We start from the raw sequence: 25,583 nt of genomic DNA, 5'->3' as shown, positions 1-25,583 counted from the left end.
TCTCGGAGAGGGGCACGCCAGGCATGCTCAGCACCAGACTGACGAACGCCCGCTTCCTCACCATGGATCCGGACCACCCCGTCGCCCACGACCTGGGCATCTGGCGGGGCCGGATCGTGGGTCTGGACGAGGCCGTGACCTCTCTGCCGGCCCGCGAGGTGATCGACCTTCAGGGCGCCACCGTGCTGCCCGGCTTCGTCGACGCCCATGTCCATCTGGCCTGGGCGGGGCTCCAGGAGAACACCCCGAGCATCGCCGGCCTCACACGGATCGACGACGTGCTCGCCGTCGTGGCGGAGGCCGTCGCCCGGGAGGGCTCGCCCGGCGGCTGGGTGAGTGTCGCGGGATACGACCAACGGGCCCTGGGCCGTCATCTGACCGCCGCCGAACTGGACACGGTCAGCCACGGGCACAAGGTCTTCCTGCTGCACGACTCCGGGCACGGCTGCGTCGTCAACTCCGCCGTCCTCGGCCTCCTTCCCGCCGGTCTTCCGCACGAGAACGGCTTCCTCGCCGAGGGCGCCATGGGCGCGGCCCGCGCCCTGCGGCCGCCCTACTCCCAGGGGGAGTTGGCCGAGGCGATCGGGCGCGCGGGCCGGACCTGTCTGGCCGAGGGGATCACGGCCTGCGCCGAGGCCGGCATCGGCGGCACTCTCTTCGGCCACAGTCCCGTGGAGCTGGGCGCCTACCAACTCGCCCGCGAGCAAGGTCTGTTGCCGCTGCGGGTGCAGCTCATGGTGGCTGCCGAGCGGCTGCGCACGGCGGCCGGGCACGAGGCCGACGGCATTCCCCGGGCGCTCGACCTCGGCCTGCGTACCGGGTTCGGCGACGGCCGGCTCTCCGTGGGCGCGCTGAAGATCTACACGGACGGCGGGATGATGGCGCGGACCGCCGCGCTCAGCGCGCCGTACGAAGGACTCGACCACAGCGGCCAGTTGCAGGACGACCCGGACGTGCTCGCCGGGACGATCGTGGACGGCCATCTCGCCGGGTGGCAGCTCGCCGTCCACGCCATCGGCGACCGGGCGGCCCAACTCGCCCTGGACGCCCTGGAACGGGCCCAGCGCCTACGGCCGCGCCCCGGCGCCCGGCACCGTATCGAACACGCGGGACTGATCCGTCCCGACCAGCTTCCACGCTTCGCGCGGCTCGGCGTCAGCGCCGTCGTCCAGCCCAACTTCCTCCGCCACTTCGGCGACGACTACGCGGCGATCATGGGCGAGCGACGGGCCCCGTGGCTCTACCGGGGCAGGGCGTTCCTGGACCACGGCGTCCCCCTCGTCGGCAGCTCCGACCGGCCCGTCACGGACGGGTCCCCGCTGCGAGCCGTGCAGTTCATGGTCGAACGCGCCTCCGAGTCGGGCCGGTTGATCGGCCCGGACGAGGGCATCACCGTCGACGAGGCCCTGCACGCCTACACGGTCGCCGGTGCCTACGCGTGCCACTGGGAGGAGCGGGTGGGTAGTCTCACCCCGGGCAAGTCCGCCGATCTGGTGGTGCTCGGGGACGACCCCAGGCGCGTCGACACCTCGCGAATCGGCGACATCGAGGTGGTGGCGACGTACGTCGACGGCAGTCCGGCGGAGAAGACGGCCCCGGACCCGGCCTCCCCGCGCTGGACTCGTTAGTAAGGTAAGGCTAACCTTATTTCGTTTGTCGGAGTGGCACGGCATCAAGCCGTTTCTCCGATCGTGGAACCGAGGAAGGAAAGCCTTGATCACGGCTACGCCGCCCGCCCCGCTGCCGCATGCGCCGTACGCGCCCCTCGCGCCGGCGCCCCCCGTACGCTCCGCACGCCCGGAGGACGCGGCCGCACTCGCCGAGCTGTCCCAACCCTTCGTGCGTTCGGGGGCGTTGAGGGAGCGGCCCGCCTCGCTCTACGCCACCCACGCCGCGGACTTCCTGGTGACGCAAGGCCGGCCCGGGGGCCCGCTCGACGGGTGCGCGGGCCTGCGGGTGCACCCGGCGGGTCTCGGGGAAGGCGGTCGCGGAGCGGTGGGCGTTCTGTACAACTTCTGCGTGGCCGGGCAGCGGCAGGGACACGGAGTGGGGGGCGCGCTTCTGCGCGCCGTGCTGGCCGTGGCCCGCGCCCGGTCGCTCGGCGCGCTCTACACGGCGACGACCGGCGGTGGCGGCCTCTTCCTCCGGTACGGCTTCGCGCCCACGACGGCGCTTCTGGCGCCCGCGTCGTGGGCCGAGTCGCTGGACCCCCGGCGCGACGCGCGGATCCTCGCGAAGGTCCTCTGATCTCTCCACTCGCCCCCGGGGCCGGGTCCCGGGGGCGCTGGCCGCCCAACTCCCCAAACGATCGCGCCGGTTGGGGCCTTCGGTTTCCCGGCCGGCGGGCCCGGGGTCAGACCGCGCCAGGAATCACGGTGGTGCCGGGACTGATCTCGTCGAGGACGCCCCGCAGGACGGCGTGCGGCACGCGCCCGTCGAGCACGTCGGCCCGGCGCACACCGCCTCGGACGGCCCGCAGGCAACCCTCCATCTTCGGCAGCATCCCGCCGGCCAGTCCGGGCAGCAGCCCGTCCAGCGCGTCGGCCGTCAAGCGCCCGATCACCTCGGCGCTGTGCGGCCAGTTCGCGTACAGCCCCTCCACGTCGGTGAGCATCACCAGCCGTTCGGCGCCGAGCGCCACGGCCAGGGCCGAGGCCGCGAGATCGGCGTTGACGTTGTAGACCTCTCCGCCCTCGCCGCGTGCCACGGGGGAGACCACCGGGATATGACCGTCCTCCAGGAGGGCGTGGACCATGCCCGGGTTCACGCCGACGATGTCGCCCACGAGGCCGATGTCGACCGGCCGGCCGTCCACCCGGGCCGGCCGTCGTACGGCCGTCATCGTGTGCGCGTCCTCACCGGTCATACCCACGGCGAAGGGAGGCCCGCAGGCGTTGATGTGGCCGACCAACTCCCGCTGTACCCGGCCGGCCAGCACCATGCGTACGACGTCCATGGTCTCCGGCGTGGTCACCCGCAGGCCCGCCTCGAACCGGGTCTCCAGGCCGAGGCGGTCGAGCATCGCGCTGATCTGCGGGCCGCCACCGTGCACGACGACGGGGCGCAGGCCCGCGTGCCACAACTCCACGACGTCCTCGGCGAATGTCCGCCGCAGTCCGGCGTCCACCATGGCGTTGCCGCCGAACTTGACGACGACGACGGCGCCGACGGGGCGAGGTCCGGAACTCGTGTCGTTCACGAGCTGTACGTGCTCCGGCACGGTCGTCGTGGCCCGTTCGGTCATGGTCTCCGTCTCCAGTGGTGTCCGTGCGTCATGCGTTCTTCGGCTCCCCGCGCACGGTGCGGGAGAAGGCCGCGGGAGGCCCCGCCCATGCTTTCGTTAGCTTAGCCTAACCTAAATAGCGCCTGGGGCGGCGCTCTCTCCCCGGGGGGTGCGGAGGTCAACCGACGGGCCGGGCGGGGGACTTCGGTGAGTGGTCACGTTCGACGCGTTGGCTGGTTACAGGCTCCCGCTGCCTTGTTGAAAGTGCAACCATTGCCCGGTCTCGGGCCGACGGTCCGAGCGCCCTCCCCATCTCCCCACGAAGGCGGATGACATGACCCTGCGTATGCTGCGACTCCCCGGAACAGCCGCCGCCGTGACGGCCGGCGCTCTGCTCGGCCTGCTGGGCGTGGCACCCTCCGCCACGGCGAGCGCACCGGTCGGCGAGGCCTCCTTCTACACGGGAGCCCAGCAGACCGGGGACGAGACGGCGGTCGACCTGGACGCTGTCGGCGTCTGCCAGTCACTGCCGCGGTCGGCCCGGTCGGCGGTCAATCTCTCCGCCCAGAACATCGACGTCTTCTTCCGCCCCGGCTGCGAGACCGGAACACCCGCCGCGCCCGGCGACACCTACTACGTACTCGGCAGCCTCCACACCGCGGGCTTCCCCTTCCCGGCCCTGAGTTACCGGGTCCAGTCCGCGGCGTGAGCCGGTGAGTCCACCGGCGGAGCCCTCGGGGCAACCACCCCCGAGGGCTCCGTCGCGGTGGAAGCGATGCCCGACACCTGTCCTCCAGTCCGTCAGGAGCCATTCACCGGAAAGTCCTGAACGGCCCGAATACTCGACCGGTCAGCAAGATCGTCGAGGGGACCGGACATGACGTACCGAACCAGCCGTCGCACCGCGCGGACGCTGCTCACCACCGCCGTGGTGACGGCGGGCCTGATCGCCGGCAACGCCACGGCACACGCCGAGGACGACCCCCGCGTCGAGGAGATCCGGCAGGCGATAGCGGCGCTCAAGCCGCTGGTGCAGCAGCCGCCGTGCGACCAGGTGCCGGAGCCGGAACGGTGGCTCGACGCCGGGACACCGGACAAGGGTTCCTCCAACGTGGTGATCTCCGCCCACCGCGGAGCCAACACCCTCGCGCCCGAGAACACCCTGAAGTCCTACGAGTACGCCTTCGCCTACGGCGTGGACCTCGTGGAGGTCGATGTCCAGCAGACCAAGGACGGACGTTTCGTGGCGCTGCACGACTCCACCGTCGACCGGACGACCAACGGCACCGGAAACATCACGGACCTGACCTACCAGCAGGTCCGGGCCCTCAACGCCGCGGACTACGAGCCCTGGAAGGGCGGCGAGTACGACCCGGCGCAGATCGCCTCCCTCGAAGAGATCCTCGCTCTGGCGAAGCGGGTCGGCGCCGGCGTCGAGCTCGACGTCAAGGGCTCGGTGACCGAGGAGGGTGAGCTCGCCGAACTCGTCGGCAGGTACGGCCTCATCGAGGAGTCGATCTGGAACTCCGCCGACCCGCGTGTCTTCCAGGCCGAACCCGGCGCCCGGACCATCTACAACCGCGACTCCTGGGAGCCGAACTACCTCCTGTACGAGATCGGTCAGGTCTCCAAGGTGTACGGGTCACGCCTCGACGAGTACACCCCGGAGTCCATCGTCGCGGCGCACGACTCGTGCGGGATCGTCATGCCGCACGCCTACGACGCCGGCGGCGACCAGGAGGTCGCCCAGTTCGAGCTCGCCCGGGAGATGGGCGCGGACGGTGTGCAGACCAACCAGCCCGCCCTCGTCGTCGCGGCGGCCGGAGAGGCGGTCGACTCCCGGCTCCGGGTCCGCCGGGCCAAGGGCGGCCACTCCAGCGAGGTCTGCCTGGTCAACGCCGACAACGGGCTCGGATTCCCCGGCAAGACGGTGCGGCTCACCAAGGGCTGGAAGAAGCAGCTCGACCTGGTCACCGCCGACGGCGGCTGCGCGACCGTGCCGGCCGTCAACTGGCGTGGCTCGCGGGTGACGTTCGCCGGCGACGGCGCCGTGCACGCGTCCCGGACCAAGCTCCACTGAGCTCCGGCTGAGCCCCTTGGGCAGCGGGGAGACCGTACGCCGACGGAAGACCCGGGTGGCCCTGTCCGCCACCCGGGTCTTCCGGCAACGAGTCCGTCCGCACCGCCAACGCGCCCGTGCCGCGGCACGCACTGACCGCCCCGGCGGAACCGATCACCCGCCGGATGCGTCTGTCGCTGGCATGCGCGGATATGTGGCTGGACGGGACATGAGTACCTCTTCACGGACGACCGGTGGCGCCGGATGCCTCCTTGCCGTCCTCGGCGCGGCGACCGCCCCGCTCGTATGGGCACCACGGGCCCGGCTGAGTATCGGCGGCGGGTTCGAGGGCAACGCCCGTGATCTGAGCGTGCTCTACGTCGACCTCCCGCTCATCGCGCTCGGCGGCGCTCTGACACCTCTCCTGGCCTGGGCGCTGACCCGGCGCTGGTCGGGCAGGCCCTGGGTGGCGGTACTCGTGGGTGTGGCCGCGCTGGCGCTCGGGATCTGGGGACTCACGGAGTGGTGGACTCCACGGCACGGAGACCCGGCTCACGGCTCCGGAATCTGACGTCGCCCCGTCAGATGGACTGCCCCGACTCGGGGATCCCGCCGAGCTGACTGGCCAGGGAGTAGAGATTGCCCACTCCCCAGTGCGCGATGATCCTGCCGTCGACCACACGCATGGCGTCGATCGCCTCGAAGCGCATCTTCCGGCCGGTCGGCTCGACTTCTTCGATGCACCGCCGGACCACGGCGATGGCCGCCCGGCTCTCCTCGGTGTCACTCATCGGTCGGCTCCCTGTCGGATCAGGCCGGCGACGAACGCGTCGAACCGGGCCACCAGCGGATCGCCCGATTCCGGGGCGTCGCCGGGCCCCGGATCGGCGGTGAACTCCCGGTGGGCGAAGTACCACTTGCCGTCGGTCTTGGTGTACGTGTCGTGGTAGACGCCCGTCAGAATGACTCCCGAGCCGGGCGCGGCCCCCGGGCGCAGGACCATCAGGAAGCTGGTCCCCGTCGCGCTCCGCCCGTCGCCCTCGATCACCGGCGGCGACGACCAGTGCCGCAGGTGCCCGCCCGCGCGGGCGGTGAACCCGGCGGCGAACTCGACGATGCTCGCCCGCCCTTCGAAGCGCATCTCCGTCGGCGCTCCGCCCGGTGAAGCCGGCGGCAGCCCCTTCTCGGAGAAGACGGCGTCCGGTGCGAAGCACTCCCCGAAGGCCCGGATGTCCGTGAAGTCCAGTCCGTGGCTGTAGCGCGCCAGCAACTGGCGGATTTCCTCGTAGTCCAGAGCGGTCATCGCCATGCGCGTTGTTCCCTTCAGATTCGGTACCCGGACCCTCAGGTCAGGGTCTGTCCGCCGTCGATGGTGAGCGTGGAGCCGGTCATGTGCCTGTTGCGCATGAGGAAGACGAAAGCATCGGCGACATCGGTGGGCTCGCCGACCCGCGGGCCGACCAGGAGCGTGTCCTCCAGCGCCTGGTACATCGCCTCCCGCGCCGCCTGCGGCAGCCCGCTCCACATCTGCGAACGGAGGATCCCGGGCACCACGACGTTCACCCGCAGCGGGGAGAGCTCCACGGCCAGCGCACGGGCCGGCCCCTCCATCGCGGCGAGGACACTGGAGACCGCCGTCGTCCCGGGCTCCGGCCGGCCGGCGGCGGTGCCTCCGACGAGGCCCACCGAACCACCGGGCCGGATGTGCGGGGCGCCGTACTTCACGGCGGTGAGCGCGCCGAAGTGGCGCAGTTCGAAGAACCGGCGGACCACATCGATCTCCGTGTCCGCCAGTGCGCTGCTGAGCAGGGGCTCGGCCGCCGTGTAGACGAGGTGGTCGAAGGCGCCGAGCTCGTCGAAGAGGGCGCGGACCCCGTTCTCGTCGGTGACGTCGACGGTGCGTCCCTCGGCGCCGGCGGGCAGCGCCGCGACCGCCCTGCCGACGCCGTCGCGGCGTCTTGAGGCGACCACGACCGACGCGTTCTCGTCGGCGGCCGCCTCGGCCACCGCGAACCCCACTCCCGAGGCGGAGGGGCCGGTCGGATTCGGCGTCATCCGGACGCGGCTCGACGGGATCAGCCCCAAGGTCCTGTCGGGGTGCTGCGCAAGCTCCAGGAACACGACCTCATCACCCGGACCGTCTACCCGGAGGTCCCGCTGCGCGTGGAGTACGAACTGACCGACCTGGGCAAGGACGCGGTCGTCCCGCTGGGGGCGCTGCTCTCCTGGGTCGAGGCGAACATCGAACGATTCCCCGACCTGCGCGACGACGGGCCCGGCGGCGACGTGTGAGATCCGGGCGGCGGCTGCCGGGCCTTCCCGGCGGCCGGCCCGCGCGGTCGGAGCCGATCACCCGACCGGACGCGTTGGGCAGGGCCCCGGCGGGCCCGCGCCGCCAGGATGGAGCGTGCTGGGCCCCTCCCGCCGCACGGGCGAGGTCGGCGACGCCCGGCGTACGCGTGACCGTCCGTGCCGGTGTTCCCCGTGCGAGGGAGAGGTATGACCGAGACCGAATCCGAGACGGCCGGGAACGGTCTGCCCTCGGCGCACCCCAGTCCCGCCCCCGTACGTGACCTGCGGCTCGTCGGCGCCAACCCGGACTTCTGGTACCCCGTCGCACTGTCCAAGAAGGTGCGCAGGAGACGCGTGCTCGCGGCCACGTTCGCCGGCGAACGCATCGCGCTCTACCGCGGCGACAGCGGCACCGTCTACGCGATCGAGGACCGGTGCGCCCACCGTCAGGTGCCGCTCAGCATGGGCGTTGTGGAGGGCGAGAAGCTCCGCTGCTGCTACCACGCGTGGGCCTACCGGGGCGACGGCCGTATCTCGCAGATCCCGTATCTCTCCAAGGGGGACGGGCGTCCGCCGCGTGGCGTACGGGGTTATCCCGTCCGTGAGGCGTACGGCCTGGTGTTCGTCTTCCCCGGCGATCCGGCGAGAGCGGTGGCCACCCCACTGCCCGAGCTGCCGGCCTTCGGCTCACCGAAGTACAAGACCATGACCTTCTCCCGGACCGTGCGCTGCCACTACTCGTTCATGCACGAGAACCTGCTCGACATGAACCACCAGTTCCTCCACCGCGGCGTCGTCGGCAAGCTCCACCCCGAGCTGCTGGGGTACGAGACCGACGCACGGTCGGTGGAGGCCAGGTACCTGTTCACCCACACCGGGGGGAAGCGGAACCGTGGCGCCGGCCTGCTCGCCAACGAGGGGATCGGCGGGAGCGACTCCAGCGACGTCATGACCATCCGCACCGGGTATCCCTACCAGACACTCGACCTGGTCCCCGAGGCCGCCGACCATCCGGCCTTCCGCCTCTGGGTCGCCTACGTGCCCGAGGACGCCGAGCAGCGCCGGTGTCACGCGTACGGCCTGCTCATGATCGAGAAGCCCGGTATCCCCGGCGCCCTCCAGCTGGCCTGGCCGCTCATCAGGCGCTTCACCGAGCGGGTGTTCGCCGAGGACCGGCTGGCCGTCGAGGCCGAGCAGCGGGCGTGGGACGAGCAGGGCCGGGACCTGAACCACGAGATCTTCCCGCTGATCCTCGACCTCCGAGAGGTGCTGCGCAGCAACGGCGTGCCTCTCGATCCCCAGGCGCGCGCGTGCGGCGGCGCCCCCGCTTGCGACGGCCGGGCCTCGACGCTCGGTGAGGGCCCTGCGGCGCGCCGCTGAGATCTGACGGCCGAACAGGGATGAAATGCACGGATGTGGTCATTTCGTTGCCTGTGGCTGGAGAACTGAGATGCGCGTGATGCTCGTCCACCCGAGTGCGCTGATGTACTCGGAGATCTTTTTGCGGCTTGAGCCGCTGGGCCTGGAACGGGTCGCCGCCGCGGTCCGCAACGCGGGCCACGAGGTCCGCGTGGTGGACCTGCAGGTACTCTCCCGCTCGTTGCTCGACCGCGAGATGGCCGAATTCGCGCCCGAGGCGGTGGGCCTCTCGCTGAACTACCTCGCCAATGTTCCCGAGGCCATCGAGATCGCGCAGCAGGCCAAGGCGATGCTCCCCCAGTGCTTCGTCTTCTTCGGAGGGCACAGCATCTCGTTCATCGCCGAGCATGTGCTGGCGCAGGCCGACGGCGCGGTCGACGCGATCGTACGAGGCGAGGGCGAACCGGCTGTCCCGCTGCTGCTGGACGCCGCACGGGACGGCGGGCTGAAGTCCGTCCCCGGTGTCGTCTGCGCGGAGGGCCGGGGGCCGGCGCCCAAGCTGCTGGACACCCTGGACGAACCTCTGCCCGCCCGCGACCTCATGCGCAAACGCAACCGCTACTTCATCGGCGAGCTCGACCCGTGCGCCTCGATCGAGTTCACCCGCGGCTGCCCCTGGGACTGCTCGTTCTGCTCGGCGTGGACGTTCTACGGCCGCAGTTACCGCAAGGCGTCCCCGCAGGCCGCCGGCGCGGAGATGGCGTCGATCCGGGAACCGAACGTCTTCATCGTCGACGACGTGGCCTTCATCCGGCCCGAGCACGGCCATGGCATCGCCGCCGAGCTGGAGCGCCGGAAGATCCGCAAGCGCTACTACCTGGAGACCCGCAGCGATGTGCTGCTGCGGAACAAGGAGGTCTTCGAACGGTGGGCGCGGCTCGGACTGCGCTACATGTTCCTGGGCATGGAGGCGATCGACGCCGAGGGGCTCGACCTCTACCGCAAGCGCGTCACCCCGGACGACAACTTCCGGGCGCTGGAGATGGCGCGCAGCATGGGCATCGTCGTGGCCATCAATCTGATCGTCGACCCCGCGTGGGACGAGGAACGCTTCCGGGTGGTACGCGATTTCGCGCTCGCCGTACCGGAGATCGTGCACCTCACCGTGATGACGCCGTATCCGGGCACCGAGATCTGGCACACGGAGGCCCGCCAGCTCACGACACGTGACTACCGGCTCTTCGACATCCAGCACGCGGTCGTTCCCACGACGCTCCCGCTGGATGTCTTCTACCGCGAACTGGTCCGCACCCAGGCGGTCATCAACCGCAAACACCTCGGCCTGCGCACCGCGTTCGGCGCGCTGGGCATCCTCGGCCGCAACCTCATGCACGGCCAGACGAACTTCGCGCGCATGCTCTGGAAGTTCGGCAGCGTCTACAACGTCCAGCGTCAGCTCGCCGACCACCAGCGACCCGTGCGGTACGAACTGCCGCTGCCGCCCGTCCGTGAAGCCCCTGTCGGCCGCGAGGAGCTGTACATCCACACGAAGGCGGCCACCCACTCCCGCCGCCAGCCCGACCCGGACCCCGAGCCCGGCTGATCGCCGACATGGAGACACCCCGCCCTTCCGCCGTCCTCGGACACTCCTGTCCGCCTGTTCGGCCTCGTCGTAAGGAGTACGGCCCGTGAAGATCGGTATCGGCCTCCCCAACCAGGTACGGGACGTGCGGGCCGCCGTCATCCCCGAGTGGGCCAGGAGGTCCGAGCAGGCCGGCTTCTCCTCGCTCGGCACGCTGGGCCGTATCGCCTACCCCGGCGTCATGGACACCGTCGCCCTCGCCGCCGCCGCGGGCGCGACCAGCACCATCGGGCTGCTCACCACCGTCCTGCTCGGCCCCGTGTGGCCGTCGGTGATCCTGGCCAAGGAGGCCGCCAGTATCGACGCGGTCTCCGGCGGGCGCTTCACCCTGGGCCTCGGACTCGGCGGCCGACCCGACGACTTCGTGGTGGAAGGGCTCGGCCCCCGCGGCACCGGCAAGCGGCTCGACGCGGACATCGAGATGTTCAGGCGCGTCTGGGCCGGCGAGAACGTCCCGGGCAGCGACAGGGCAGCGGTGCCCGCGGGTTCCCGCCAGGTCCCGATGCTGTTCGGCGGCATGGCGCAGGCGTCGTTCAACCGCGTGGCCCGGGCCGGTGACGGCTGCGTCGGCGCGACGGTGCCCGCCCCCATGGTCGCCCCCGTCTTCGAAAGCGTGCGGGCCGCGTGGCGCGAGGCCGGCCGCGAGGGATCGCCGCGACTGGTCGCGATCGCCTACTTCGCCTTCGGCGACATCGACGCCGCCCGGGCCAACGTCTACGACTACTACATCGCCCTCGGCGACGAGACGGCCGATCTCGGGGCGGCCGGGGTCAGCGCGGGGGCGGACGCCGTGAGGGCGACGATCGATTCCTTCGCCGAGATCGGCGCCGACGAGCTGATCTTCCACCCGGCACTCGACAGCCTCGACGAGATGGCGCGGCTGGCCGAGGTCGCGCTGTAGGGGCGTGGGCCACCGGATTCGCCCAGGACGGTGTCGACGGCGTGGACGGTGTCCTGACGCCATTTCAAGGCGACGGCCGAGCACAACCCTCAAACCGGCGGTCACCTGTCCGGCGCACCTCAGACGTCCACCACCAGGACCGGCGTACGGGAGCGGCTGCAGCACAGCGTGATGGCGCGGTTCGTCCGCTGCTGGGCGGGGGACTGGAAGACGTCCCGGTGGTCGGGGGTGCCCTCGATCACCCGGGTCAGACACGTACCGCACACCCCTGTCTCGCACGTCGTCCGCACCGCGACCCCGTTCTCGCGCAGGGTGTCGGCGATCGTGCGGCCCGACTCGACACGCGCCTTCACCCCGCTGCGCGCGGCGACCACGGTGAACGGGGTGCCCGAGTAGTCCACGTCGTTGGCGAAGTTCTCCTCGTGGATGGCCTCCTCCGGAAGCCCGGCCCGGCGGGCCGCCTCCTCGACGTGGTCCATGAAGCCCCGCGGCCCGCACACGTAGACATGGGCCCCGCTCCCGGCCGCGCGTACGATCGCCTCGGCGTCGAAGGCGGCCACCGTCTCCGGCTCGTCGTCCGCGTACCACGACACCCGGTGCTCGCCCGCGAGCGCGGCCAGTTCGTCCGCGAAGGCGAACCGGCCGCGGTCCCTGGCCCGGTGGTGCACCTCGAACTCGGCCCCGTCCGCCGCCAGTTGCCGGGCCATCGCCAGCAGGGGCGTGATGCCGATGCCGCCCGCGAACAGCACGGAACGGGGCACCGCGCTGTCGACCTCGAAGTTGTTCTTCGGCGGACTCATCAGCAGGTACTGCCCCGGCCGGACCCGGCTGTGCACCCGGCGCGAGCCGCCCTTGGAGTCCACGGTACGCAGGATTCCGAGACGGTACGCGGACAGGTCGGCCGGGTCGCCGCACAGGGAGTACTGGCGTACGAGGCCGGGCCCGAGGTGCAGGTCGACATGGCTGCCCGCGGTGAAGGGCGGCAGGGGAGCGCCGTCGATCCGGGCCAGTTCCAGCGCCACGACGTCGGCGGCCACCGGCACCCGCCGCCGTACGACGACCTCCAGGAGCCCGTCCGCCTCCACCGCCCCGGCGCCGGTCCCGTCGGTCACCACCCCGTCGGTCCCTTCGGCCCCGGCCACCGCCGGTCCGTCCGCCGTTGCAGCCGCTTCCGCCGCGTCCCCGGTCATCCTGTCCTTCGTTCCGGGGCTCCGCCCCTGTGCCGTTGCCATCCCGTACACCTGCCTCCTCAGACCGCTCAGACCCCTCGGACCCGCTCGGACCCGCTCGGACCGCTCAGCCCGTCGCCGCGAGTGCGGGTTCGTCCCTCGCCGTGGCGGGCGCCGCCGTCTCGTCGTCCGGTACGAGCCGCACCCGCGCCGAAGGCACCGTCAGCCGTACGGCGGTCCCGTCGGGAAGCGCCCGATGGCGCTCCGAGTGGCACTCGAAGGTCAGCTCACCGACCTTCACGTGATGACGCACCCGCTCGCCCTCGAAGGCGGTCGCGGTGACGACACCCTCGAAGGAGTTGCCCGTGGTGGTGCCCGGCTCCTCCGACGCCGGGGCGATCGTGAAGTCCTCCGGGCGCATCAGCACCCGCACCCGGCCGCCGGCGGGCAGGGAGCAGTCGTCGACGGTGATCCTCCCCGCGTCGGACGCGATCCGTCCGAAGCCGTCGGCCACATGCTCGACCACACCGGGGACGAGGTTGGGCGCTCCCACGAAGCGGGCGACGAACAGCGAACTCGGCTGGTCGTAGATGTCCTCCGGGTGTCCGCTCTGCTCGATGTTGCCGGCCGACATCACCGTCACCACGTCGGACAGGGCCAGAGCCTCGCTCTGGTCGTGGGTCACATAGACCATGGTCACCCCCGTCTCGCGCTGCAGCCGCTTGAGTTCGAACCGCATGGACTCGCGCAGCCGCGCGTCCAGGTTCGACAGCGGCTCGTCCAGCAGCACCAGCGCGGGCCGGGTGACCAGGGCGCGGGCCACCGCGAGGCGCTGCTGCTGTCCGCCGGAGAGGTTGGTCGCCTGCCGGCCCGCGTAGTCGGCGAGTCCGACGGCGGCGAGCGCCTCCTCGACCCGGGCGCGCTGCTCGGGACGCGACAGCTTCTCACCGCCCGCGCGGCGCACGGTGAGCGGGAAGGCGACGTTCCTGTACACGTCCATGTGCGGCCAGATCGCGTACGACTGGAACACCATGCCCAGGCCCCGGCGGTCCGGGGAGACGTTGATCCCCTTCTCCGAGGAGTACATCGTGGTGCCGGAGAGCGTGATGGTGCCCCGGTCGGGGCGCTCCAGGCCGGCGATCGACCGCAGCAGGGTCGTCTTGCCGCAGCCCGAGGGGCCGAGCAGGGTGTGGAACTGCCCCTGGGTGACTTCGAGGTCGATGCCGTTCAGCGCGAGGGTGCGCGGTCCGACCGTGACTCCACGGCCACGCAGTCTGCGGCTGCTCTCGGCGCCGAAATTCTTGGTGAGTCCCGCAATCGTCAGCACGACTGCCTCCTGTGTTGGTGTCGCTGATGGTGGGATCGCTCTTCACGGGGTCGCTGCCGGTGGGGTGTCACGCGTGAGGTCACTGCACGCGCACCCCCTTCCGGCCCCCGATGAGGAACGCCAGCCCGACGAAGACGCACAGCACGAGCACGAGCAGCACCCCGATCGCGGCGACCGCCGACAGACCGCCGTTCTGGTACTCCTCCCACACCAGGACCGACACGGTCTCCCGGCCGGGGCTGTAGAGCAGGATCGTGCTCTGCAACTCCCGGAAGCCCACGATCAGTACGTAGATGAAGCCGGAGATCATGCCGGGCGCCGCGAGGGGCAGCAGGATCCGCCGTACGGTCGTCAGCCACCCGGCGCCGGAGACGTACGCGGACTCCTCCAGCTCCGGCGAGATCGACCGCATCGACGCCGACGCGTACCGCATGCCGTAGGGCAGGAAGCGCGTCATGTAGGCGATCAGGATGATCCACAGGGTGGCGTAGATGGGCAGCCGCACATGGAGATAGACGAAGCCGATGGCCAGGCCGAGCACCAGGCCGGGGACGATGATCGGGGCGAAGGCGACCGCGTCGAGCACCCCGCGTCCCCTGATCCTGGTGCGTACGACGAACCAGGACGTGATCGTGGCCAGGATCATCACGCCGGCCGCGGCGCCGACCGTCACCAGCACGGTGTTCTTGAACGCGATCAGTACCGACGGGTCGCCCAGGATCTCCGTGTAGTTGTCGAAGCTCATCGAGGCGAAGGCGTCGGCGCCGGGCGTCTGGTAGTACGGCAGCAGAGAGGCGTACAGCAGCACTCCGAGCGGCAGCACCACGACGACGGCGAAGTACAGGACGAGGAACGCCCCGACGTACGGCCTGGCCCGGCCCAGATCGGCCCGGCGGGGCTGGAACGCCTTGCCGGACACCGTGGCCGACTGCTTCAGGCTGCCACCGGTGCGGCCCGCCAGGAAGACCCCGACGCTGGCCACCACGAGCAGCAGCACCCCGAGCGCGCCGACCGCCTGGAAGTCGATGGGGTAGCTCTGGAACAGCTCGTAGATCTGGCTGGTCACGACCTGGATATTGGCCGGGAGCCCGAGCAGCGCCGGGATCTCGAACACCTCCAGGCTCTGCACGAACAGGATCAGCCCGGCCCCGGCCAGTGCGGGTTTGGCCAGCGGGAGCGTGACCCTGCCGAGCACTTCCCAGCGCGTGGCGCCGGAGGTGCGCGCGGCCTCCTCCAGCGACGGGTCCATGGCGCGGAACGCCGACGCCATGAAGAGGAAGGCGATGGGCGCGACATGCAGCCCCTGGACCCAGATCATCCCTTCCATGCTGAAGACGTTGAACGGCCGCACCCCGAGCAGACCGTCGGTGATCTCGTTGAAGAGGCCGATGTCCTGGCTGGAGAGGAACACCCACGACGGTGCGTAGAGGATGCTCGGGACGATGAGCGGGATGATCGACGAGACGTACACGAGCCGGCGCAGCGGCGCGTTGGTGCGCGTCGACAGATAGGCCAGGACCGTGCCGAGGCCCATGCCGAGCAGGGTGGAACCGATCGCGAAGACGACGGTGTTCCACAGTGTCGACCCGACGCCGCTCTCGCCCAGGGCGCGGCTGAAGCCGCCGAAGGACAGCGAGCCGTCCTTGACGAAGGCGTCCCGCAGCAGGATCGCGAGGGGCGCGGCGACGAGGTAGACGACGACCGCCGCGGTGACGAGGAGGGCGAGGGTACGCGGCCGGGGCATACGGGGCCGGGGGAACCGGCGCCCGGCGGGCTCGGGCGGCGGGCTCGCGAGCCGTTCCGGCGGTGTTTCGGTGAGGGTCATGACACTCCGTCCGGGATCACGGGGTCCTTGCCGGAGAGCAGGTTCCCGTAGGCCGCCGACCAGTCGGCGCCCTTGGTGAGGAGGGTCCGCCAGTCCTCGACCAGGACCTGGTCGTCGTCGGGGAGCAGCGGACGGTAGCCGGGGACGGCCGAGGGGTTGGTGGGGATGCCGCTCACGTTGTGCAGCAGTGGCTGTGCCTCGGTGAGATAGAAGTCCGACCAGAGGAGGGCGGCGGCGGGGTGCGCGGCACCGCGCATCGGTACGGCGCCGAGTACCTGGAGGTTCACCGGGCCGACGACGGGCTTGTAGTCGACCGCTCCCGGGTCCTGGGCGGTGACGTAGTGCAGGAAGTCGGTGACGAACACCGAGTACTCACCGGACTTGAGCAGGTCGTGGGAGGTCAGATGGCCGCTCACCTGGCGGGAGTTGGCCGCGATCTTCTTCATCATGGTGATGAAGTCCGCCTTGCTCATGCCGTGCGACCGGTAGTAGCGGTAGACGCTGAGGTACCAGTTCTCGTCCTCCTTCTCCAGCGCGAGCTTCCCCTTCCACCGGGGGTCGGTGAAGTCGGCCAGCTCACGCGGGGCGTCGGAGGCCTTCACCAGTCTGGTGTTGTGGACCGGCAGGGTGGCGATGAAGTAGGCGCCGACCATGAAGGGCAGCCGGGCACGCTCGTCGACGGGTATGTCGGTGACGTACTTCCCCAGCAGCTCGCGCTCGTTGAGGATCGCCATCTCGATGTCGCTCGTCTCCACGACGTCGTTGAGGGGGCGGCCCGCGTCGGACTCCTGGAGGATGCGCTGGCGCAGCGCCTCCGTCGTCGCCCGGTACACCGAGACGCTGATGCCGTACTTCTTCTCGAAGGCGGGCGCCACCTCCGCCGCGACGTTCTCGCTCGTCGTGTAGACGACGAGGCCGCCTTCCTTCTTCGCCTCCTCGACGAGCGCGTCGTGCCGGCTGTCGCCGGTCATGCCGTTGTACTTCGTGTACGCGGCGGTGTTGTCGATCGGGGAGAGCGAGGACGGGGTGCCGCACGAACTCAGCAGCACGGCGGCCGTCGCCGCACCCACAGCGCCGAGGACACGGCTTCGCAGACGGCCCATGGGATGCTCCGTTTCTTGTCGGTACGGGTGCCTGGTGCCCGGCCGGACGTATGCCGGCCGGACCGCTGCTCAACTGGTCGCGCTGAGCTCGTTCTTGACGACCTGCCACGCGGAGAGGGCGAGCAGGGGGTGCGCGCCGAGTTCCACGAGATCGTCGAAGCCGTCCCCGCGCAGCGCGGCCCGCTCCTTCTCGCCCAGTCCGCCGGCGTCGATGGTGGCGTCGCGGTCGGAGACGAAGGCGGTGCGGAAGTCGCCTTCGGTGATGACACGGCGCAGGAACTTGTTGAGCGGCAGGCTGCTGGGCTCCGGGAAGCGGTAGTAGACGTAGTCGTCCTGGGCGAAGATGTGTCCGCCGTGGCGGGGGACGCTCTCGTCGCCGGGGACCGGTCCGTCCGCCTTGGCCGCGAGCGGCGGGGCGAACTGGATGACACCGTGCCCGTGGTGGGAGAGTTCCTGGTACGAGAGCAGCGTCCCGGGCACGTCGCCGATGATCCCCAGCATCACGAACCAGGTGAGCAGTTCGCTCTCGCCGACCTCGTCCAGATTGACCGGAGTCAGGTCGAGGAGCTCGTCGTACCGCCCGGCCGCCGCCTCCTGGATGACCCACCGGTCGAACTCGTAGTTCGGCGCGGTGTAGCGGGCGGTGCCGGGGAAGTGCGACATGCCGCCGCTGGCGATGACGGCGATCCTCTCGGGCCTGGACTCGAGGGACTTGGCGATCGCCCGGCCCAGTGCGTAGCAGCGGCGGGGGCTGGGGAGCGGCGGGAGGTAGCTGTTGACGAGCAGCGGGATGACGGGGGTCTCCCGGTCGCCGAGGATGTACTCGAACGGGGTGAGGAAGGCGTGCCCCAGCTCCGCGTCCTGCGAGTAGGTCAGGTCGAAGTCCTGGGCGATGACCCCCTTGAGAAGGTCGACCGCCAGGTCGGTGTGGACCTTCTTGCGCCGGCTGAAGTGGGTGTACCTGGCCTCGCACTCCTCGGAGATGACGAGGGTGAAGGTCGGTACCGCTTCGAGCCAGAACGTCTCCAGGTGGTCGATCCCGATCACGAGGACGGCGTCCGGGTCGGTCTCGTCCAGGACCGCGGCGAACTGCTTGAGCGCGTCGGTGCTGGTGTCGAGCTTGTCGAGTTCTTCGTACGGCGGCCGGCTCAGCAACTGCGGGGCGTGCACCGCGGCTGCCGCCGCGACGATCTCTGCCATGGTGTCTCTCCTAGGCTGTGGCTGGTGCGATCGACCAGCGCGGGGGAGTGATCGGTGCGATCACGGGGTCTCTTCCTCGTCGACGTAGCGGACCCCCAGCGCGGTCAACCGCTCCCGCAGGCTGTAGAGGTCCAGGCCCAACGTGCCGGCGGCGAGCGTCGCGCGCTTCTCCGCCTCCAGGGCCTCGCGCCGGTGGGCGGCGTCCACGACGGCCGCCAGTTCCCCGGCCGGGACGATCACCACGCCGTCGTCGTCGGCGACGACGAGGTCCGCGGGGCTTACGTGAGCTCCCGCCGCGACGACGGGGACGTTCACGGAGCCGGGGGTGGCCTTCACCGTGCCCTGGGCGGAGACCGCCCGGGACCAGACGGGGAAGTCCATGTCGTTGAGTTCGGCCACGTCCCTGACCCCCGCCTCGATGACGAGACCGGCGACACCCCGGCTGCGCAGCGAGGTAGCGAGGAGTTCGCCGAACATGCCGTCGGTGGACTCGGACGTGGTGGTGACGACGAGTACGTCGCCGGGGCGGCACTGTTCGACGGCCGCGTGCATCATCAGGTTGTCGCCCGGGTGACTGAGGACCGTCACGGCGGGCCCGCAGAGCCTGGCACCCGGGCGGATGCTGCGCATGTACGGCTTCATCAGTCCGCGCCGGCCCATGGCCTCGTGGACGGTGGCGACCGGGAACGGCGCGAGCCGCTCGACGAGTTCGGCGGGCGGGCGGCGCTCGACCCGTACGACGACGTGGTTCATATCAGCTCCTGGGCGACGACGGGGAAGATCCGCTGGTAGGCCTCGGCCTGTTGCGCCGAGCGGTCGCCGCCGTTGCGCACGTACTGCACTCCTCTGCGCCGCCCCAGATCGCCGTAGTAGTCGACGAGATGGTTCTGGGCGCCCATGGCCTGCATCGCGGCGAGCTTGACGTCGGCGACGGGAGTGATGTCGAGGAGCAACTGCGGTACGAATCCGCACTGTTCGCTCTGGTGCGGTTCGAAGAGCAGGACCTGCGGTGCGCCGAGGGGCGGGTGCGGTGACGGGAGGCCGGCCGCCTGCGCGATCATCCGGCAGCGCAGCACCAGTTCATGGGTGAGCTGGTGGTCGAGGTTGTACGGATCGCGCGCGGCGTGGGTGAGGATCACGTCGGGCCGCAGGGCGCGCATGTCCTCCACCAGCCGGGACCGCAGACGCTCGGTGGCGACGAGGGGGTAGTCGCCGGAGTCGTAGAAGTCGATGGACGCGCCGAGGATCTCCGCCGCCCGCGCGGCCTCTTCGCGCCGGGTGCGCTTGACGCGCTCGATGTCCATGCCGGGCTGCTTCCACAGTCCCTGGGACTCCCCGCGCTCGCCGTAACTGAGGCAGCGGATATGGACGGCGCCGCCGTTCTTGGCGTAGAGCGCGGCGGCTCCGCCTGCCCGCCAGACGAAGTCGGCGGCGTGCGCGCTGACGATCAGCACGGTCTTCTGGTCGTTCTTCCCGTCGTTCACGGGTGTTCCTTTCGATGCCGGAAGAGGCGGGGCGCCAGTCCGGGCACGGTGGGCCGGTCAACAGGTGAGGGCTCCGCGCGGCCGGTCACAGGTCATGGGTCTGTGCCGCGAAGAGTTCGGCGGGGTCCACGAGCCTGCGGGTGATGCCCTGTTCGTGTGCGTAGCGGCAGAGGGTGGCCAGCATCGGGGCCCCGGAGACGAGCCCGCCGGGCCACGGGTCGGAAGTGCCGATAGCGGGGAGTACGTCTCCGACCGCCGGCAGGACCGGCTCCCACGGCTCGATCGCGGCCCGCGCCCGGTCGGCGACGAGCCGCTTCGCGCGTTCGAACGCGGCGTAGACGTTGAGGACCAGCCAGGGATGGCGCGCGGCGAGCGCGGACTTGATCACCACGCAGTGGGTCGCGTGCCGGAAGCCGGTGGCGCTCGCGTACCGGGCACGTTCCTCGGCGGGCGGGTCGAAGAGCCTGCGCACCCGGCCGCCGAGCCGGTCCCGGCCGGGGGAGCGGTCGACGAGGTTGCTGTCGGAGAGATAGAGGAGCGAGGCGTCGAGTTCCCCGGCGGCGAGCAGCGAACCGATGCTCATCGAGGCGGGGACGGACTCGACCCGTACGCCCTCCGGCGGCCGGAAGCCGGTGCCGGCCGCATGGCTCACGCCCGCGCCGCGCTCCATGAACCAGGTGATGCCGCGCGGGTCCACGCCGTGCTCGTCGGCCAGCACACCGCGGCTCCACACCGCGGACGTCTGCTGGTACTCGGGGACGCCGACGCGCTTGCCGGTCAGATCGGCCGGTGTCTCCACACCCGCGCCGGTGCGGACGATGATGTCGGTGTGGCAGATGTGCCGGGTGGTGAAGACCGGCAGTCCCACCCAGTCACCGGTCCCCCGGTCCACGTCCTGGAGCAGCGCGGACAGCGACATCTCGGAGATGTCGAAGTCCCCGAAGCGCAGCTGGCGCCAGAACATCTCGGAGGGGTGCAGGGCGGTGGCCGCCCACCGCACACCCTCGGCCGTGATCTCGCCGTCGAGCAGGGGCCGGGTCAGCGGGCCGGGGTTGAGCGCGAGCGACACCTCAACGCTGCCGCCGCTCGCCGGCGCGGGGGTGGCCGCCACGGCTAGTTCCTCTCCCGGTCGAAGAGGACGAGGAAGTAGCCCGTCGTGGAGGAGTTGTAGATGATCGGCCGCGTGTCGCGGTAGATCCAGCCCTCCGCGGCGGCGTCGTTGAGTGCCTTCTCCATGTCGGCGCCGACGGTCTCTGGAGTCCTGCCGGTCGCACGGATGTCGACGACCTTGTATTCGAGCATGGTGTCCTGTCCTGTTTCCTTTGCCGGAACCTCGCCTGGCGTCGTGCCCGGGGCCCCGGGGGTCCGCGTCGGGCGGTGCGCTCAGAAGCGCGCCTCGCGTACGTCCTTCGACATCTCCCGCCAGTCCCGCGTCGCGTCCATGAGGATGTCGCCGGCGCGCACGGCCCGGTGGGACGCGGGGTCGGAGCCACGAGCGGGAAGGCCGGCGGCGACCTCGTCCGTCGCTTCCAGCAGCAGCCTGCGCGCGGTGGAGATCGCGAGGTCGGTGGAGCCGAGCGCCTCCCGGCTGCGGTCGACGATGCGGCCCATACCGGTCTGGATGGCGTAGTCCTGGGTGTTCACGCCCTCGACCCCGGTGAAGGTCCGTGTCCGCTGCACCTCGCGGTCGATGAGGTAGTCGTTGCCGGGATTGCGCACCAGCCAGTGGGTGCCGTCGGCGAAGTGCCGCGGCCCGCGTCCCATCTCGTCCTCGTGCTCCTCGAACCAGCCGGGCTCCATCGGCTGCGCGGGGTCGGCGGAGTGGGCGAAGTTGAAGACGGCGGTGTTCTCGTCGTCGATCGGCACCCACACATGGCCGTGGAGCACCGGGTACGGGGCCGGGTCGCCCTGCCAGGTGATGAGGCCGCCGCGGATCTGCATGAACGGCATGGCGAACTGATAGGTCCGCAGATAGATCCGGCCACCGCCGATCCTGCGCAGGCTGGCGTAGGTGAACCCGTGGTCGGCCACGTCCACTTCGAGCCTCGGGTGGGTGTCGAGCGCGCGCAGGTGCGAGGTGTTGCTCAGGTCGTTGTTGTGCGCGAACGAGGAGTGCGCGGTGTCGATCCCGCCCTCGATGGCCTGCAGGTAGTTGCAGGGCTCGTTGGCCTGGGAGACCCCGAGATGGGTGGCGGGCGCCCGCAGCCACTCGTAGTCGGGCGGCTCCGGCATCCGGTCGATGGGGCCCATGTACGTCCAGACGATCCCGCCCGCCTCGTGCGTCGGGTACGACAGCGTCCCGACGCGGAAGCGGAACTGGGACTCCGGCGGCTCGGACGGCGCGTCGACGCAGTTGCCGTTTACGTCGAACTTCCAGCCGTGGTAGACGCAGCGCAGTCCGCACTCCTCGTTCCTGCCGAAGAACAGCGGCGCGCGCCGGTGCGGGCAGTGCGCGTCGAGCAGCCCGACGTCCCCCGCCGAGTCGCGGAACGCCACCAGGTCCTCGCCGAGCAGCCGTACGCGCACGGGCGGACTGTCCGGCTCCGCGATGTCGGAGGCCAGGACGGCGGGGATCCAGTAGCTGCGGAAGACCTCTCCCATGGGGGTCCCGGCCCCGACGCGGGTGAGGCGTTCGTTCATCTCTGTCGTGATACGCATATCGCTCCTTCCCTCTCCGCCGATCGACGCGATCAGCAGGTCAGAACGTTCAGAACTCGTCGCCGCGGTCGCCCCAGGGCAGGACCGTGGCGTGGATGACGGGCTTGGCGAGCTCCCCGGCCGTGCCGAGAATGGCGTCGTGGACGCCGTCGAGCCCGACGGTCATGGAGGACATGGCGCCGATGGCGTAGCGCTTGGCCGCCATCAGTTCCAGGGCGCTCTCGACCGCCTGGTAGCTGTGTCCGCGCACTCCGCGGACGGTGAGGTATTTCCGTGAGATCTGGCCGAACCGCACGCCGTCGAGCGGTTCGCGCGAGCTGACGGCGGTGACGACGGTGCCGCGCTTACGGGCGAGCGCGATGGCCTGGTTGACGGTCCCCGAGGAGCCGGCCGCCGTGTCCACGACCACGTCGGCGAGTTCGCCGCCGGTGATCCGGGACACCTCCTCCACCACGTCGACGTCATCGGCGCTGATGGTGTGGGTGGCGCCGAGCCGGCGTGCCACGTCGAGCCGGTGGGCGTCCTTGTTCAGTCCGACGGCTATGACCGACGCCGCCCCGGCCACATGGGAGGCGAGTACGCAGCCGAGGCCCTGCTGGCCGGGGCCGATGACCACGACGGTCTTCCCGGGTCCCGCACGGCCCTCGCGGTAGGCCCACTCGTAACCGTTGGCGATCGGCAGTGCCATGGCGGCCAGTTCGCTCGGCACACCGTCCGGCACCCGGTGCAGGACCGAGCGCTCGTGCAGGCTCAGATACTGGCTGAAACCGCCCCAGAGCCCGGATCCCGTCGCGAGCGAGGTCGTCCCGTAGCGCAGCGCGGTGGGGTCGTGCGACGGGTCGGAGCCGAGGCAGAGCCGGAATTCGGACGTCCGGCAGAACCGGCAGTGCCCGCAGGGCAGATACTCCTCGACGGCCACCCGGTCGCCCTCGGCGACGCCCCAACGCCTGGCGGCCCCGGCGCCGACGGCCACGATCGTGCCGACGTTCTCGTGTCCCATGACCCGCTCGGGCAGCCCGTCGGCGTTGTACGCGACGACGTCCGAACCGCAGACACCGGCCGCCTCCACCCTCAACAGGGCGTCGTCCTCGCCGACCTGGGGAACGGGCAGCGTACGCAGCTCGGTCGTGCGCCGGCCGGTGGTGACGGCGGCGACGGTACTGACGGGAAGCTTCATCGGCCCTGGACTCCGGGGGATTCGAGTGTCGTAGGTCACCTGACTCGCGGCACATTAATCGTTAACAATTTTGTCGTCAAGGAGAAATTCATCGGACTTACTGACGTCTTCCACCCCCCGCTTACCTGGTAGTTTGCCCCATTTCATTCGGATTTGGAGCACTGGACAACGTCCACATGATTGGCAACAATCCTTCTCGAAGAGTCGTTGACCATCCGGGTCGACTCTGCCGCTCGAAGGGATGTGGGCTGTGATCTACGTGCTGGTGTCCGGCGCCTGGCACGGCGGTTGGTGCTGGGGCCGGGTCGCCCCACTGCTGCGCGCCGCCGGCCACGAGGTGCATACGCCCACGCTCACCGGCGTCAGCGACCGGGCCCATCTGCTGGGCCCGCACATAGGTCTGAGCACCCATGTCGAGGACGTCGTCCGGCTGTTGGACACCTACGACCTGACCGACGTGCGCCTGGTGGGGCACAGCTACGGGGGGCAGGTCGTGGCCGGAGTCGCCGAGCGGCGCCCGGAGCGGCTCGCCGCGCGGATCCATCTGGACGGCTTCGTGCCCGAGGACGGCGACGCCGCCATCGACCTGCTGCCGCCCCAAGTGGCCACGCACTACCGGGAGTCGGTACGGGACGCCGGATTCGGCTGGCTCATCCCGCCGCGCTCGCTGGCCACCCTCGGCGTCACCGACGAGGCCGACGTGGCGTGGCTGACGCCGCGTCTGACACCGCACCCCTGGGCGACGTATCTGGAGCCGGTGCGGGTGGGCGCGAAGGCCGCGTCGGTCCCCGGCCGGTACATCGACTGCACCGACTGGCTCGGGGTGTTCGCCCCGTTCGCGGACAGGGCCCGCGCGCTCGGCTGGGACGTCCGGCGGCTGGCCACCGGACACGAGGCGATGGTGACGGCGCCGGAACAACTCGCCGCGCTGCTTGTGGACGAGGGGGAAGAGATCGCGCACGAGGGGAAAGAGGGGGACGGTTCCTGACCCGCGGCGCCCGCGGCCCCGCACGCAACTCCCAGGCAAGGAAACCGACATGGAATGGCTTGTACACACCGAGAACCGGGTCCCGGCGGAGATGACCACCGCCGAACGAGAGCGGCTGCGAGAGGCGGAACGCGCCAGAGCCATGGAGCTCCGGGCCGAGGGTGTGCTCAAAAAGCTCTGGCGGACCCCGGGCCGGCCCGGCACCGTGGGCCTGTACGAATGCCGTGACGCGACGCATCTGCATGACACGCTGTCCTCGTTGCCGATGTTCCCCTGGCTGGAGGTGACGGTGGAGCCACTCGCCACCCATCCCCAGGAGAGAGTCGCCGGTGACGGTCGTACCGCCGCGGGGAAGGCTCGTGGCACCGACGGCGTTCCGCACGGTCACGTGACGGGCGTCCCCTCGCCGGGCAGATACGGCGGAAGAAGCGAAGGGCACGATGAGCAGCCGGTTTGAACAGGCCCAGTCCGAGTCCCGGTCCCAGACCCCGGTCGACCTCGTCGACCGTGTACGTCTGGCCATCGCGCACGGCGAACTACTGCCGGGCCAGCACCTGGTGGAGAACGACCTCGCCACCATGTTCGACGTCTCACGCGGCGCCGTACGCTCGGCCCTGATGGTCCTCGACTCGGACGGCCTCATCACGCGCTCACCCAACCGGGGCGCGCGGGTGCGTCCCATCTCCATCTCCGAGGCGGTGGAGATCACCGAACTCCGCGCGGTCATCGAGGGGTTGTGCGCGGCGAAGGCGGCCCAGCGCGCCACCGCCGGTGAACGCGCCGAACTGCGCGGGCTCGACGCCCGGATGCGTGCGGCCGTCGAGGCCGGGGACACCACGGCGTACAGCAGTCTGAGCGAGACGGTGCACCAGGCGATCCGGGAGATCGCGGCCCAGGCGACGGCCGTCGACGTGCTGGACCGGCTCCGCTACCGCAGTGTCCGCTACCAGTTCAGCGTGGCACGGCTGCCGGGCCGCCCCCGGCAGGGCGCCGATGAGCACAGCGCCATCGTGAACGCGGTCGTCGCCGGCAAGGCGGACAAGGCGGAGTACGAGATGCGCTCGCACCTCGAAAGCGTGATCGGCGCGCTCTACGACCTTCAGGCCCACGGCGGTCTGTACGGCGTCCCGGGATCACCGGAGCGGGCTGCGCCGCTCAACTTCTCCTGAAGAGCGC

27 protein-coding genes are annotated in these 25,583 nt (G+C 70.7%); 12 read left to right on the top strand and 15 right to left on the bottom strand.

Going from position 1 to position 25,583, the window contains the following annotated elements:
- Positions 1-23: 23 nt before the first annotated feature.
- Positions 24-1,628: an amidohydrolase gene (locus IEY79_RS12085; protein WP_189107408.1), complete on the top strand. Its 1,605-nt coding sequence runs from the start codon at positions 24-26 to the stop codon at positions 1,626-1,628.
- A gap of 85 nt (positions 1,629-1,713) precedes the next feature.
- Complete coding sequence (locus IEY79_RS12080; protein ID WP_229700817.1) at positions 1,714-2,247, top strand: GNAT family N-acetyltransferase; 534 nt, start codon at positions 1,714-1,716, stop codon at positions 2,245-2,247.
- A 106-nt stretch (positions 2,248-2,353) separates the two neighbouring features.
- Here IEY79_RS12080 and argB read toward each other — a convergent pair whose 3' ends face one another.
- On the bottom strand, positions 2,354-3,244 hold the full coding sequence (argB, locus tag IEY79_RS12075; RefSeq protein ID WP_189107407.1) for an acetylglutamate kinase: 891 nt from the start codon (positions 3,242-3,244) through the stop codon (positions 2,354-2,356).
- Positions 3,245-3,557: 313 nt separating this feature from the next.
- On the opposite strand from argB, the gene IEY79_RS12070 reads away from it, so the two are divergent.
- From IEY79_RS12070 to IEY79_RS12060, 3 genes are all read left to right on the top strand, one after another.
- Positions 3,558-3,932: a hypothetical protein gene (locus tag IEY79_RS12070; protein WP_189107406.1), complete on the top strand. Its 375-nt coding sequence runs from the start codon at positions 3,558-3,560 to the stop codon at positions 3,930-3,932.
- Between the two features lie 168 nt (positions 3,933-4,100).
- Positions 4,101-5,303 (top strand): glycerophosphodiester phosphodiesterase, encoded by a 1,203-nt coding sequence (locus IEY79_RS12065; protein ID WP_189107405.1) that lies wholly within the window; start codon positions 4,101-4,103, stop codon positions 5,301-5,303.
- A gap of 208 nt (positions 5,304-5,511) precedes the next feature.
- Positions 5,512-5,853, top strand: a complete 342-nt coding sequence (locus tag IEY79_RS12060) for a hypothetical protein (protein ID WP_189107404.1) — start codon at positions 5,512-5,514, stop codon at positions 5,851-5,853.
- A 10-nt stretch (positions 5,854-5,863) separates the two neighbouring features.
- On the opposite strand, the gene IEY79_RS12055 is transcribed toward IEY79_RS12060, so the two are convergent.
- The 3 genes from IEY79_RS12055 to IEY79_RS12045 are packed head-to-tail and all read right to left on the bottom strand — an operon-like array spanning position 5,864 to position 7,337.
- Positions 5,864-6,073, bottom strand: a complete 210-nt coding sequence (locus IEY79_RS12055; RefSeq protein WP_189107403.1) for an ester cyclase — start codon at positions 6,071-6,073, stop codon at positions 5,864-5,866.
- On the bottom strand, positions 6,070-6,591 hold the full coding sequence (locus IEY79_RS12050; protein ID WP_189107402.1) for a nuclear transport factor 2 family protein: 522 nt from the start codon (positions 6,589-6,591) through the stop codon (positions 6,070-6,072). Before IEY79_RS12050 ends, IEY79_RS12055 begins: the two co-directional genes overlap by 4 nt.
- Before the next feature lie 35 nt (positions 6,592-6,626).
- Positions 6,627-7,337, bottom strand: coding sequence for an SDR family oxidoreductase (locus IEY79_RS12045; protein ID WP_189107401.1), 711 nt, complete (start codon positions 7,335-7,337; stop codon positions 6,627-6,629).
- A gap of 42 nt (positions 7,338-7,379) precedes the next feature.
- On the opposite strand from IEY79_RS12045, the gene IEY79_RS37325 reads away from it, so the two are divergent.
- From IEY79_RS37325 to IEY79_RS12025, 4 genes are all read left to right on the top strand, one after another.
- Positions 7,380-7,574: a winged helix-turn-helix transcriptional regulator gene (locus tag IEY79_RS37325; RefSeq protein WP_229700816.1), complete on the top strand. Its 195-nt coding sequence runs from the start codon at positions 7,380-7,382 to the stop codon at positions 7,572-7,574.
- Positions 7,575-7,781: 207 nt separating this feature from the next.
- Positions 7,782-8,954, top strand: coding sequence for a Rieske 2Fe-2S domain-containing protein (locus tag IEY79_RS12035; protein ID WP_189107400.1), 1,173 nt, complete (start codon positions 7,782-7,784; stop codon positions 8,952-8,954).
- A gap of 70 nt (positions 8,955-9,024) precedes the next feature.
- Entirely contained in the window at positions 9,025-10,536 is a 1,512-nt protein-coding gene (hpnR, locus tag IEY79_RS12030; protein ID WP_189107399.1) for a hopanoid C-3 methylase HpnR, read from the top strand.
- Positions 10,537-10,621: 85 nt separating this feature from the next.
- Complete coding sequence (locus tag IEY79_RS12025) at positions 10,622-11,476, top strand: LLM class flavin-dependent oxidoreductase (RefSeq protein ID WP_189107398.1); 855 nt, start codon at positions 10,622-10,624, stop codon at positions 11,474-11,476.
- A gap of 119 nt (positions 11,477-11,595) precedes the next feature.
- Here IEY79_RS12025 and IEY79_RS12020 read toward each other — a convergent pair whose 3' ends face one another.
- The 11 genes from IEY79_RS12020 to IEY79_RS11970 form a co-directional block, all read right to left on the bottom strand.
- Positions 11,596-12,708, bottom strand: coding sequence for a PDR/VanB family oxidoreductase (locus tag IEY79_RS12020; protein WP_229700815.1), 1,113 nt, complete (start codon positions 12,706-12,708; stop codon positions 11,596-11,598).
- A gap of 64 nt (positions 12,709-12,772) precedes the next feature.
- Entirely contained in the window at positions 12,773-13,972 is a 1,200-nt protein-coding gene (locus IEY79_RS12015; RefSeq protein ID WP_189107397.1) for an ABC transporter ATP-binding protein, read from the bottom strand.
- Between the two features lie 79 nt (positions 13,973-14,051).
- On the bottom strand, positions 14,052-15,797 hold the full coding sequence (locus tag IEY79_RS12010; protein WP_189107396.1) for an ABC transporter permease: 1,746 nt from the start codon (positions 15,795-15,797) through the stop codon (positions 14,052-14,054).
- Entirely contained in the window at positions 15,794-16,900 is a 1,107-nt protein-coding gene (locus IEY79_RS12005) for an ABC transporter substrate-binding protein (protein ID WP_189107395.1), read from the bottom strand. The genes IEY79_RS12010 and IEY79_RS12005 overlap by 4 nt, the downstream gene beginning before the upstream one ends.
- A gap of 69 nt (positions 16,901-16,969) precedes the next feature.
- Positions 16,970-18,100, bottom strand: a complete 1,131-nt coding sequence (locus IEY79_RS12000) for a DODA-type extradiol aromatic ring-opening family dioxygenase (RefSeq protein WP_189107394.1) — start codon at positions 18,098-18,100, stop codon at positions 16,970-16,972.
- Between the two features lie 60 nt (positions 18,101-18,160).
- Positions 18,161-18,853 (bottom strand): 4-carboxy-4-hydroxy-2-oxoadipate aldolase/oxaloacetate decarboxylase, encoded by a 693-nt coding sequence (locus tag IEY79_RS11995; protein WP_189107393.1) that lies wholly within the window; start codon positions 18,851-18,853, stop codon positions 18,161-18,163.
- On the bottom strand, positions 18,850-19,584 hold the full coding sequence (locus tag IEY79_RS11990) for a PIG-L deacetylase family protein (protein ID WP_189107392.1): 735 nt from the start codon (positions 19,582-19,584) through the stop codon (positions 18,850-18,852). Before IEY79_RS11990 ends, IEY79_RS11995 begins: the two co-directional genes overlap by 4 nt.
- Positions 19,585-19,669: 85 nt before the next feature.
- Positions 19,670-20,695: a type 2 periplasmic-binding domain-containing protein gene (locus IEY79_RS11985; protein WP_189107391.1), complete on the bottom strand. Its 1,026-nt coding sequence runs from the start codon at positions 20,693-20,695 to the stop codon at positions 19,670-19,672.
- A gap of 2 nt (positions 20,696-20,697) precedes the next feature.
- Positions 20,698-20,886, bottom strand: coding sequence for a DUF4177 domain-containing protein (locus tag IEY79_RS11980; protein WP_189107390.1), 189 nt, complete (start codon positions 20,884-20,886; stop codon positions 20,698-20,700).
- Positions 20,887-20,967: 81 nt separating this feature from the next.
- Positions 20,968-22,242 carry a Rieske 2Fe-2S domain-containing protein gene (locus tag IEY79_RS11975; protein WP_189107389.1) on the bottom strand — a complete coding sequence of 425 codons (1,275 nt, stop codon included), beginning with the start codon at positions 22,240-22,242 and terminating at the stop codon, positions 20,968-20,970.
- 49 nt (positions 22,243-22,291) lie between these two features.
- Positions 22,292-23,419 (bottom strand): zinc-dependent alcohol dehydrogenase, encoded by a 1,128-nt coding sequence (locus IEY79_RS11970; RefSeq protein WP_189107388.1) that lies wholly within the window; start codon positions 23,417-23,419, stop codon positions 22,292-22,294.
- A gap of 241 nt (positions 23,420-23,660) precedes the next feature.
- Here IEY79_RS11970 and IEY79_RS11965 point away from each other — a divergent pair, with 241 nt between their 5' ends.
- From IEY79_RS11965 to IEY79_RS11955, 3 genes are read left to right on the top strand one after another with little or no spacing between them, the layout of a single operon-like run.
- Positions 23,661-24,407, top strand: a complete 747-nt coding sequence (locus tag IEY79_RS11965; RefSeq protein ID WP_189107387.1) for an alpha/beta fold hydrolase — start codon at positions 23,661-23,663, stop codon at positions 24,405-24,407.
- 49 nt (positions 24,408-24,456) lie between these two features.
- On the top strand, positions 24,457-24,864 hold the full coding sequence (locus IEY79_RS11960) for a muconolactone Delta-isomerase (protein WP_189107386.1): 408 nt from the start codon (positions 24,457-24,459) through the stop codon (positions 24,862-24,864).
- Positions 24,848-25,576, top strand: coding sequence for a GntR family transcriptional regulator (locus IEY79_RS11955; RefSeq protein WP_189107385.1), 729 nt, complete (start codon positions 24,848-24,850; stop codon positions 25,574-25,576). Before IEY79_RS11960 ends, IEY79_RS11955 begins: the two co-directional genes overlap by 17 nt.
- The last annotated feature ends 7 nt before the right edge of the window (positions 25,577-25,583 follow it).

The organism is Streptomyces camponoticapitis (assembly GCF_014646115.1).
GTDB lineage: Bacteria > Actinomycetota > Actinomycetes > Streptomycetales > Streptomycetaceae > Streptomyces > Streptomyces camponoticapitis.
Note: the sequence above shows the minus strand (reverse complement) of the source record. Positions and strands in the feature narration are given on the sequence as shown.

Coding starts and splice junctions, on each gene's coding strand:
- IEY79_RS12085 (WP_189107408.1), top strand. CDS start 24: ATGCTCAGCACCAGACTGACGAACGCCCGCTTCCTCACCATGGATCCG.
- IEY79_RS11980 (WP_189107390.1), bottom strand. CDS start 20,886: ATGCTCGAATACAAGGTCGTCGACATCCGTGCGACCGGCAGGACTCCA.
- IEY79_RS12035 (WP_189107400.1), top strand. CDS start 7,782: ATGACCGAGACCGAATCCGAGACGGCCGGGAACGGTCTGCCCTCGGCG.
- IEY79_RS11965 (WP_189107387.1), top strand. CDS start 23,661: ATGTGGGCTGTGATCTACGTGCTGGTGTCCGGCGCCTGGCACGGCGGT.
- argB (WP_189107407.1), bottom strand. CDS start 3,244: ATGACCGAACGGGCCACGACGACCGTGCCGGAGCACGTACAGCTCGTG.
- IEY79_RS12060 (WP_189107404.1), top strand. CDS start 5,512: ATGAGTACCTCTTCACGGACGACCGGTGGCGCCGGATGCCTCCTTGCC.
- IEY79_RS12050 (WP_189107402.1), bottom strand. CDS start 6,591: ATGGCGATGACCGCTCTGGACTACGAGGAAATCCGCCAGTTGCTGGCG.
- hpnR (WP_189107399.1), top strand. CDS start 9,025: ATGCGCGTGATGCTCGTCCACCCGAGTGCGCTGATGTACTCGGAGATC.
- IEY79_RS12020 (WP_229700815.1), bottom strand. CDS start 12,708: ATGGCAACGGCACAGGGGCGGAGCCCCGGAACGAAGGACAGGATGACC.
- IEY79_RS12045 (WP_189107401.1), bottom strand. CDS start 7,337: ATGACGCCGAATCCGACCGGCCCCTCCGCCTCGGGAGTGGGGTTCGCG.
- IEY79_RS12055 (WP_189107403.1), bottom strand. CDS start 6,073: ATGAGTGACACCGAGGAGAGCCGGGCGGCCATCGCCGTGGTCCGGCGG.
- IEY79_RS12070 (WP_189107406.1), top strand. CDS start 3,558: ATGACCCTGCGTATGCTGCGACTCCCCGGAACAGCCGCCGCCGTGACG.
- IEY79_RS12005 (WP_189107395.1), bottom strand. CDS start 16,900: ATGGGCCGTCTGCGAAGCCGTGTCCTCGGCGCTGTGGGTGCGGCGACG.
- IEY79_RS11970 (WP_189107388.1), bottom strand. CDS start 23,419: ATGAAGCTTCCCGTCAGTACCGTCGCCGCCGTCACCACCGGCCGGCGC.
- IEY79_RS11975 (WP_189107389.1), bottom strand. CDS start 22,242: ATGCGTATCACGACAGAGATGAACGAACGCCTCACCCGCGTCGGGGCC.
- IEY79_RS11960 (WP_189107386.1), top strand. CDS start 24,457: ATGGAATGGCTTGTACACACCGAGAACCGGGTCCCGGCGGAGATGACC.
- IEY79_RS12065 (WP_189107405.1), top strand. CDS start 4,101: ATGACGTACCGAACCAGCCGTCGCACCGCGCGGACGCTGCTCACCACC.
- IEY79_RS12000 (WP_189107394.1), bottom strand. CDS start 18,100: ATGGCAGAGATCGTCGCGGCGGCAGCCGCGGTGCACGCCCCGCAGTTG.
- IEY79_RS11955 (WP_189107385.1), top strand. CDS start 24,848: ATGAGCAGCCGGTTTGAACAGGCCCAGTCCGAGTCCCGGTCCCAGACC.
- IEY79_RS12010 (WP_189107396.1), bottom strand. CDS start 15,797: ATGACCCTCACCGAAACACCGCCGGAACGGCTCGCGAGCCCGCCGCCC.
- IEY79_RS11995 (WP_189107393.1), bottom strand. CDS start 18,853: ATGAACCACGTCGTCGTACGGGTCGAGCGCCGCCCGCCCGCCGAACTC.